The 8,453-nt window shown below is 37.0% G+C and carries 8 protein-coding genes; 6 read left to right on the top strand and 2 right to left on the bottom strand.

Going from position 1 to position 8,453, the window contains the following annotated elements; translation table 11 throughout:
* Positions 1-5 precede the first annotated feature (5 nt).
* The 6 genes from ACFIK6_RS05670 (at position 6) to ACFIK6_RS05645 (ending at position 4,164) form a co-directional block, all read left to right on the top strand.
* Positions 6-203 (top strand): hypothetical protein, encoded by a 198-nt coding sequence (locus ACFIK6_RS05670; protein WP_375677458.1) that lies wholly within the window; start codon positions 6-8, stop codon positions 201-203.
* 8 nt (positions 204-211) lie between these two features.
* A complete protein-coding gene (locus tag ACFIK6_RS05665) occupies positions 212-1,249 on the top strand; it encodes a tyrosine-type recombinase/integrase (protein WP_375642135.1) in 1,038 nt (345 codons plus the stop codon).
* 75 nt (positions 1,250-1,324) lie between these two features.
* On the top strand, positions 1,325-2,044 hold the full coding sequence (locus ACFIK6_RS05660; RefSeq protein ID WP_375642134.1) for a D-2-hydroxyacid dehydrogenase family protein: 720 nt from the start codon (positions 1,325-1,327) through the stop codon (positions 2,042-2,044).
* Between the two features lie 738 nt (positions 2,045-2,782).
* Entirely contained in the window at positions 2,783-2,974 is a 192-nt protein-coding gene (locus ACFIK6_RS05655; RefSeq protein ID WP_375642133.1) for a hypothetical protein, read from the top strand.
* An 82-nt stretch (positions 2,975-3,056) separates the two neighbouring features.
* The gene (locus ACFIK6_RS05650; protein ID WP_375642132.1) at positions 3,057-3,302 is read left to right on the top strand and encodes a hypothetical protein; all 246 of its coding nucleotides are present in this window, start codon (positions 3,057-3,059) and stop codon (positions 3,300-3,302) included.
* Positions 3,303-3,672: 370 nt separating this feature from the next.
* The gene (locus ACFIK6_RS05645; protein WP_375642131.1) at positions 3,673-4,164 is read left to right on the top strand and encodes a hypothetical protein; all 492 of its coding nucleotides are present in this window, start codon (positions 3,673-3,675) and stop codon (positions 4,162-4,164) included.
* A 1,023-nt stretch (positions 4,165-5,187) separates the two neighbouring features.
* On the opposite strand, the gene ACFIK6_RS05640 is transcribed toward ACFIK6_RS05645, so the two are convergent.
* Both ACFIK6_RS05640 and miaA read right to left on the bottom strand, forming a co-directional pair.
* On the bottom strand, positions 5,188-6,987 hold the full coding sequence (locus tag ACFIK6_RS05640; RefSeq protein WP_375642130.1) for an acetolactate synthase 3 large subunit: 1,800 nt from the start codon (positions 6,985-6,987) through the stop codon (positions 5,188-5,190).
* Positions 6,988-7,257: 270 nt separating this feature from the next.
* A complete protein-coding gene (gene miaA, locus ACFIK6_RS05635; protein WP_375642129.1) occupies positions 7,258-8,130 on the bottom strand; it encodes a tRNA (adenosine(37)-N6)-dimethylallyltransferase MiaA in 873 nt (290 codons plus the stop codon).
* Positions 8,131-8,453 lie beyond the last annotated feature (323 nt).

Below are 8,453 nucleotides of genomic sequence, written 5' to 3'. Positions count from 1 at the left end.
CTGCTATAACGCAACCAGCCATTGCACGCGCTTTAAGAGAAGCTAAAAAACAAGGTTGTGAACTCGTAGAAATCAAACCTACCGGTGAACTGCTTATCTATCTCAAATCCGATATTCCACTACCAAATTCAGCAGCGCATCCAGACAAACTTTTAGATTTGTCAAAGAATGAATATTACGAAATCGCGCTCTCTAAGATGTAAAATTGATTATGCCTAAACCACGCCCTCCTCATCTTGTCAAAGAAGTCACACGCCATGGTAAAATTATATGGTATGTACGTATTGGTCATGGACCACGTATTAGAATACGCGGCACCTATGGAACGCAAGAGTTTGTTGATAACTACAAAAGCGCACTTGCCGAGTTACAAGGGCTTATACTTCCTAAATCAAAAACTGGTAAACTTGTTGAAGGGTCATTTGCATGGCTACTTAAACAATACTTTAACAGCTCCAATTGGCATAACCTTGCTAAAGCTACAAAGAAACAAAATCAACTCATTCTTATAAAGGTGTGCGATGCAATAGGAAATATTCCATATCAAGCAATCGAGAAAAAACATATCATAGCCGGTGTTGAGAGGCGTAAAGAAACACCAGCAATGGCTAGGAATTTTCTGAAGGCACTTAATGGGCTTTTTAATTGGGCGATTGATCAAGGACTTTTGGAAAGTAATCCAACTTTAGGCGTTAAAAAACCTCCACTTAAAAATAAAGAGGGATTTCCTGTTTGGACAGAAGAAGATGTTGAGAAATATTATCAAAAATGGGCTTTAGGAACCCATGAACGTGTCTGGATTGATGTTCTTCTTTACACGGGTTTGCGTCGTGGTGATGCCGTACGAATTGGTTGGAAAGATGTGAAAGATAATATCATTCATCTTAAGACAGAGAAAAGTAAATTCCAAACAGATGTTTTTCTACCAATTTTGCCTGAACTAGCCGAAACCCTTAAAATTGGTCCTATTGGAAATGAAACATTCATTTGTGGTAGACGTGGAAACAAAATACCCAAAGAAAGCTTCGGGGTTTTATTTTACAAAGCATGCAATGAAGCGGATATAAAAAAATCAGCACATGGTTTGAGAAAATTAGCAGCAACACGCGCCGCTAATTCCGGTGCAACAGTTTCACAATTGAAAGCACTTTTTGGATGGACAGACGACAACATGGCATCTCTTTATACAAAGAGTGCAGATCGTAAAAAACTTGCTCTTGAATCGATAAAAAAGCTCCAAAAAAGTTAGGGATAGGAGCAAAAAAACGTAATAGAATCAATAACCGCCCAATCCCTTACATTAAGCATAATTATTTGATTTTATTTGTACTGTATTCGCCAAACAGGCCCTATAGGTTCACATATTGACTTAGAAGCTTGTAGAGACTTAGGAATTGAAATATTAGACGGTGGAGGAGATCCAACTTCTGCTGCTGAATTTGCCTGGCTTTTAATTATGTCTGCGCGTAGAAAACTCTGTAAATCTGTGTCTGATATGAAAAAAGGACGATGGCAAACAACATTTGGCAACCAAATGAAAGGGGCCACTCTTGGAATATTCGGGTTTGGGCGTATTGGTAAAATGGTTGCTCAATATGCTCAAGCTTTTGGCATGTCCATTTTGGTTTATGGGAGCGAGCGTTCAACGCAAGAAGCAAAAAGTTTAGGTTATCATTTTACGCATTCAAAAGATGAATTTTTTACACATCCTGACATTATATCCGTCCATTTACGTTTAAGTGATAAAACCAGAGAAATCATTCAATTAGAGGATCTATTGAGCATGAAACCTCATGCTATTTTTGTCAACACAGCGCGTTCAGCTTTGGTTGAAAAAGGGGCGATAGAAAAAATACTAAGTTTGAAAAATTCAACTTACTTTGCACTGGATGTTTATGACAGCGAGCCAGTATATGAGAGCAAATTATTGCAATCAGAGAGAGTTCTTTGCACACCGCACTTGGGCTATGTGACTGAAGAAAGCTTTGAGAATTATATGGAAAAAGCTTGCCAAAATATAGCATCTTTTATGAAGAGCGCTTAATGCCGATTGAGCTAATGTTTGTAAAATTTATCTTATATCGCTAGCGTATCAAATTTGCACGACACATAATAGCTTATTTCCTTAAATTAAGCATATTCCTTAGCTTGCATATGAATACCAATCATATTAACAAATTTTTATGTCACCCGCATAAAATACCTCATTTATTGTTGCAAGCATTATTAAAAAAGGCTACAAGAGCACTTTCATTGTAGGGGGCTGAGTGAGCAATCATCAATTTATAGAAAAAAATTTATTATAGATGGATTGTATTGCTTGTTGCCACTATCGCTCAAGCATCAGCCTGTTTCTTTGTTCAAGGGATTGGTCCTTTAGCTGAATTTTTTTAAGAAGGATTTCTCGCTGAGTGACTCTCAGATAGGTTTGCTGTCTTCAGCAGCGCAATTCCTACCTATTAATGGGTTACTTGTAGCTGGCGAATTACTAGACAAGTTCAACGAGCGCTATATTGTTGAGGTTGGGCGCACTCGGCGTTTCTATCGCTCTTTTATTGGGAGCAATCGCAGATAACTATATTTCCCTTTTGGTTTGTTTGCTCATTGTAGAGGGATTTTATAGTTCTGCTTAACCCAGTGGCGCTAAATCTATTTCTTCATGGTTTCCACAATCGCAGCGCGGATTTGCAATGGGAATAAGGCAGGCGACCATTAGGTGAGGCATTAGCTGGAATGGTTCTTCCTGCTAGTACCGCTTGTCTATGGCATACAAGGTGCGTTTTTGGTCGGTGCCATAGTTTCTTTTTTAGGGGAATGTATATTTATTATTTTTTATCACACACCAGCAAAAGTTGTCGCTATCGTTCCCAAAAGCAAGGCAAAAGTTTCGTTCTATGCAAATGTAAGGTCTCGTCTTGCGATGTTGGCTGCGCCGCATATGAAGAATATTATTTTTCAGGCGTTTCACTTGTGATCGTTCTCAATATGTTTTAACCATTTTTATAACGATTTATTTTTATAGAATCTATCACCTGCCTCTAGATAAAAGTGCTTATTTGTTTTTTGTTTCACAGGCTTCTGGTGCCTTAGGAAGAATTATTTTAGCAGCGTGGAGTGATCATTGTAAAAAAGGACGATTTTTTCCTGTCTTGTTTTGCATGATTGCAGTCGTTTTTGGATTTTTAATATTAATTTTTGGCATGAGTGGATCCATAATTTATTTAACTATTTTATCTGCTTGGTTAGTTTTTTTTGGATTAGGATGGTATGGCCCTTGGGTTGCTTATATTGTAGACTCTTAAGCCGAACGAAAGCGTTGGCTTTTTGCTGGGTTTAGCAATATCTGTAAATCAAATCGCAATTATTACTGCGCCATCATTATTTGGATTAATCCAAGATTTTACAGACACTTATTTACTAACATGGCTGATTTTAATGATTGTTTTTTCACTTTTCTTAATAAAAAAGTAGGGGAATATAATTGGGGAGGAAACTATAATGATAAATGAAAATACTTTTGAGTTGAGCAATGGCGAAAGAGACAACCTTTGGGAGGCTTTAGACCATGTTATTTATGATCCATACGGGTGGTATTGAATATTCAGTTGAGCTAAAAAAACAGCATTTTCGCTGCGGACATATAGAATATTGGCAATTCTTATGAAGTAAAAGATGTCTATTCCCCCTAGACCATATTTAATCTTTGAAAAACTTCCAATTGATAGAAAAATTAATACGTCACCTAATCCTTATAATCTAGATGCGTCTTGTAAAAGCGGTTATATAAGCGAAAATTTAATTATGATGTTTTCTTTATTAATCGGAGAGCCGTATTCAATTAAGTTTGAAGCCGAACATATAGTAAATAACCTAGTTCCTTTAGAGGATAATAAAAAGGATTATACAGGATTAGGATCTGAAGTTGAGTTAGATTTTCATATAGAAAATGCTGCACTAAAATTTATAAAAGGTTTAAATTTATCTCCTAAAGGGATACTTTTAACTGGTGTTCGCAATGATGTTGATGGCCCGTTAACGAGAATATCTGATGCACGTCTAGCTTTAAAACTTTTAAGTGAGGAAGATTTGAGTAGCTTAAGGGATAATTTATATATAATTAATGTTCCCTATAGAGGAGAAAAATGGAGTGACCTCTACAAGTAAAGTGCCCCCTAGTTCAAGGAGACGGTGAATTCCCAGATATCAGCGCTGTTTTTTATCTGGGCATGTTAGGAACCACAGTCAAAAAAAGCCAAGGACGCTTTAGATCATTTTTATGAAGCTATTAAGGCTGTATCTTTTGGAATTGATGTACAACCAAGAAGATTATTATACATTGATAACAGAATGGCTCTACACTCTAGAGATAAATTTTCTGGATCATTTGATCGTTATAAAAATCCAATGCGGTGGATTCAAAGAGTATTTGTGTCTGCAGATTTATGGAATCATAGATATGTAGAACAAATAAAAGAAAGAGTCTTTGATTTTCAATGTTAATGCCCTGATAATGGTATAATGTTGAGTATTATATATATATAGATTGACGACACATTTTATATGTATAGATTTCTCTCGCATAATCAGGTGAGGTTACTACCTAACTATAAGCTATGGTGTCCAATTGATTTTCTATGGCTGCACTTGATCTTTGTTATTTTGCCCTTCCTTTTAAGCCGCTAGGGGGCTTTTCCTATTAAGCCCTTGAAAGAGCGATGTGGAGTAATTTCATAATGCGAAACCAAAACATAGTGACAAACTCTTCTATTGTTTTCACAAGTATGACGGTTTGCATGGTTGCACCCTTCAAGCACAGTGACTTTTTTTCTTGCACGATGGAATCTTTCATATATGAGACAACATAATTAATTTATAACAGATAATTCAATGTATTATCTAAAAAATGCAACGAAATAGCTATTAATGCGAACATATGAATTAAAAAAACAAACATCGCGTACAAATAAATTCAAATATAATTGGCCACACGACTTATAACATTTTTTAGATGAACAAATAATAATACACCCCATGTATTTAAACAAAGCCCCATGTCTTTAAACAAAGAATGAAAATCATAAAATGAGCTCTAAGGATAATAGGAACTCTTCGCAAAGAAGAGAAAGAGATGAAGACTCCAAAGACTTCATCATCACCATCCTTCTCTATTTTGTTAACACATTCATTTTATACAAGAATCTTTCCCTCGGAGGAAACAGCATTTGCAATAGCTTCCTCGCTTGCCTCATCAGGTAATAACATCTCATTATGGGCGCATCCCGATGGGATCATAGGAAAACAGTTTTCTAAATGATAAACACGACAATCAAAAAGAACAGGCTTATCACAGTCAATCATCTGCTGAATTTTATCATCAAGTTCATCGGGTTTTGAACAATGAATTCCCACCGCTCCATAAGCTTGTGCCAATTTTACAAAATCAGGCATAGATTCGGTATAAGAATGAGAAAGACGGTTGCCATGCAACAACTGCTGCCATTGACGAACCATACCCATATACTGATTATTTAAAATAAAAATTTTCACTGGCGTATTATGCTGAATTGCCGTTGCAAGCTCTTGAATATTCATCTGAATTGAAGCATCTCCAGAAATACACACAACAAGCGCATCAGGATGTGCTATTTGAACACCGATAGCCGCCGGAAGACCATAACCCATCGTTCCCAACCCACCAGAAGTCATCCAATGTTTTGGTTCATCAAAATGATAATATTGTGCTGCCCACATCTGATGCTGTCCGACATCCGTTGTGATATAAGCGCTCGCATCTTTGGTAAGAGCATACAACCGTTCAAGAGCATATTGTGGCATGATAACATCTTTTTTTTTCATATATGCCAATGAATTACGAGCTTTCCAGCGATTAATTTGCTTCCACCACGCCTCACGAACTTCAATGTTAAACGCTGGTTGCTGTATCTTTAAGAGTTGCGTCATATCTGCCAAAACACAAGCCACATCACCAATAATTGGAACTTCTGCTTTTACAATTTTATTGATGGAAGAAGGATCAATATCAATATGAATAATACGCGCATGAGGTGCAAATGCATCCAATCGCCCCGTGATACGATCATCAAATCGTGCTCCAACAGCTAACATGACATCACAATCATGCATAGCCATATTAGCCTCATAGGTTCCATGCATTCCAAGCATTCCAAGCCAATTTTTACCGGAAGCAGGATAAGCACCAAGTCCCATTAATGTTGAAGTAATCGGAAAATCCCCCAATTGAACCAAATTACGTAAAATCTGTATAGCTTTCATCCCCGATGAAATTACACCACCACCAGAATAAATAATAGGACGTTTTGCCTCAACTAAAAGAGAAACGGCCGATTCAATAGCCTTAGTATTCCCTTTCAACGGTAGAGAAGAATGTAAAGATTCCTGAACTTGAGGAGCTCTATAAAATCCTGAAGCAAATTGAACATCCTTAGGAATATCAATCAAAACCGGCCCAGGACGACCTGATTGAGCAAGAGAAAAAGCTTCATGAATAATAGCTGCAAGATCATTGACATTTTTAACCAGCCAATTACGCTTCGTACAAGGCTTTGTAATTCCAACTGTATCAGCCTCTTGAAAAGCATTTGTTCCAATCACCGTTGTTGACACCTGTCCAGAAAAACAAACAAGAGGTATAGAATCCATAAGTGCATCCTGCAAAGGTGTAACAGCATTCGTTGCCCCTGGACCAGAAGTCACAAGCATAACCCCTACCTTCCCTGTGCTGCGTGCATAGCCTTCAGCCGCATGCCCTGCGGCTTGTTCATGGCGCACCAAAATATGCTGGAGTATATCTTGATGATAAAGAACATCAAAAATAGGCAAAACAGCCCCACCAGGATAACCAAAAATATGTTTAACCCCTTGATCTATAAGAGCCTGAACCACTATTTCAGCCCCCGACATTATTTTTCCATCTGCACTCTCTTGCTTTCTTGGATCATTTCTCATTTTTCCCACTCACCTACTTTATAGGACAATAAAAAAGCCCCTAACGGAGCCCATAAAAAAAGACCCCAAAGGAGCCCATTACACAACACATACTGTATGATCACCCCCCATTATTCCAACGTATAAAATATATAAAAAAATTCCTTGTAGAAAGATTTCTAATTCCATTGATACCATTCGTCAATAAAAAATTATATTTTCTAAAAAAAAATTTTCACGAATTATCTTTTATCTTTCGATAAGTTTCTTTGCAAAACTCTAGCTCTTTTATCAAAAAGTAAGTATCCATTCTTCATCAAATTGATTACGAAACCATGTCATTTGTCTTTTTGCATATCTCCTCGTTTGTATTTTCACCGCTTCAAGAGCATTCTCAAAGCTTCTATATCCATCCAAATAAGCCATAAATTCAGGTATACCAATAGCCTTCATTGCTGGTAATGAAGGGGAAAGCATAAGATTCTTCATGATCATCACTTCTTCTAAAGCTCCTCTTTCAATCATAGAATCCAAGCGTTTATGAATACGTTCATAAAGCAGAGGACGTGGTGGCATGAGAAGAATTTTTTCGGTCAAATTCGGCGCAATAAGAGGTGTTGTTTTTTGTTTCTGCCACCAACTGAGCGTCTTACCGGTTGCATCATAAACTTCCAAAGCACGGACAATACGCTGTCTATCGTGCGAAGAAATTTTTTCAGCAACAACAGCATCAATCTTCAACAACTGGCGATAAAGATTTGCAACGCCCTCTTTATCAAGCAGCAAACGCCACTTCTGCCGCACAACATCTGGAACATGAGGGATTTCCGAAATCCCCTCTAAAAGAGCACGAAAATAAAGTCCTGTTCCACCAACAAAAATAACTGATCTTAAAGAAAAAGTAGCCAATAGCTTCTCGACATCACACAACCATTGCCCTACTGAATAATTCAAAGTAGGACTCACATGACCATAAAGATAATGTGGAACAATCGCAGTATCATCCTCCCTCGGCCGTGCCGTTAAAATATTTAAAACATCATAAACCTGCATTGAATCAGTATTAATAATGAGAGCATTTTTTTCTTGAGCCATTTGCAAGGCAAGTTCTGACTTCCCACTTGCCGTTGGTCCCGCTATTAATGTAACTGTTCTCTGCTTCATAAATAGCAATTTCTCCCTATCAATAACTTATTGCAACATGCATGACATCTCCTAAAGCCCCTGTATTTTATCTTCGTTATCATAGAGTGAACACTTTAAACAAAAATACGAATACAAATTCTTCTTAAAACCAAGCCTCTTATGAAACTTATAAAAAAGAAAAAATGGACTTAATAACAACACCAAAGGAATTTCCAAGCATTTTTGCTATCCTAGTTCAATAATAAACTACAGCCATGATCATTCTGTCCGTTAGTCCATTAAAAACAAACATATTCTTTGTCATCATTTATGAAAATAATACTGAGCTTAACCTATACAAT

The sequence above is a fragment of the Bartonella sp. AS69XJJH genome, assembly GCF_042195585.1.
GTDB lineage: Bacteria > Pseudomonadota > Alphaproteobacteria > Rhizobiales > Rhizobiaceae > Bartonella.
This window is presented reverse-complemented; position numbering and strand designations above follow the sequence as displayed.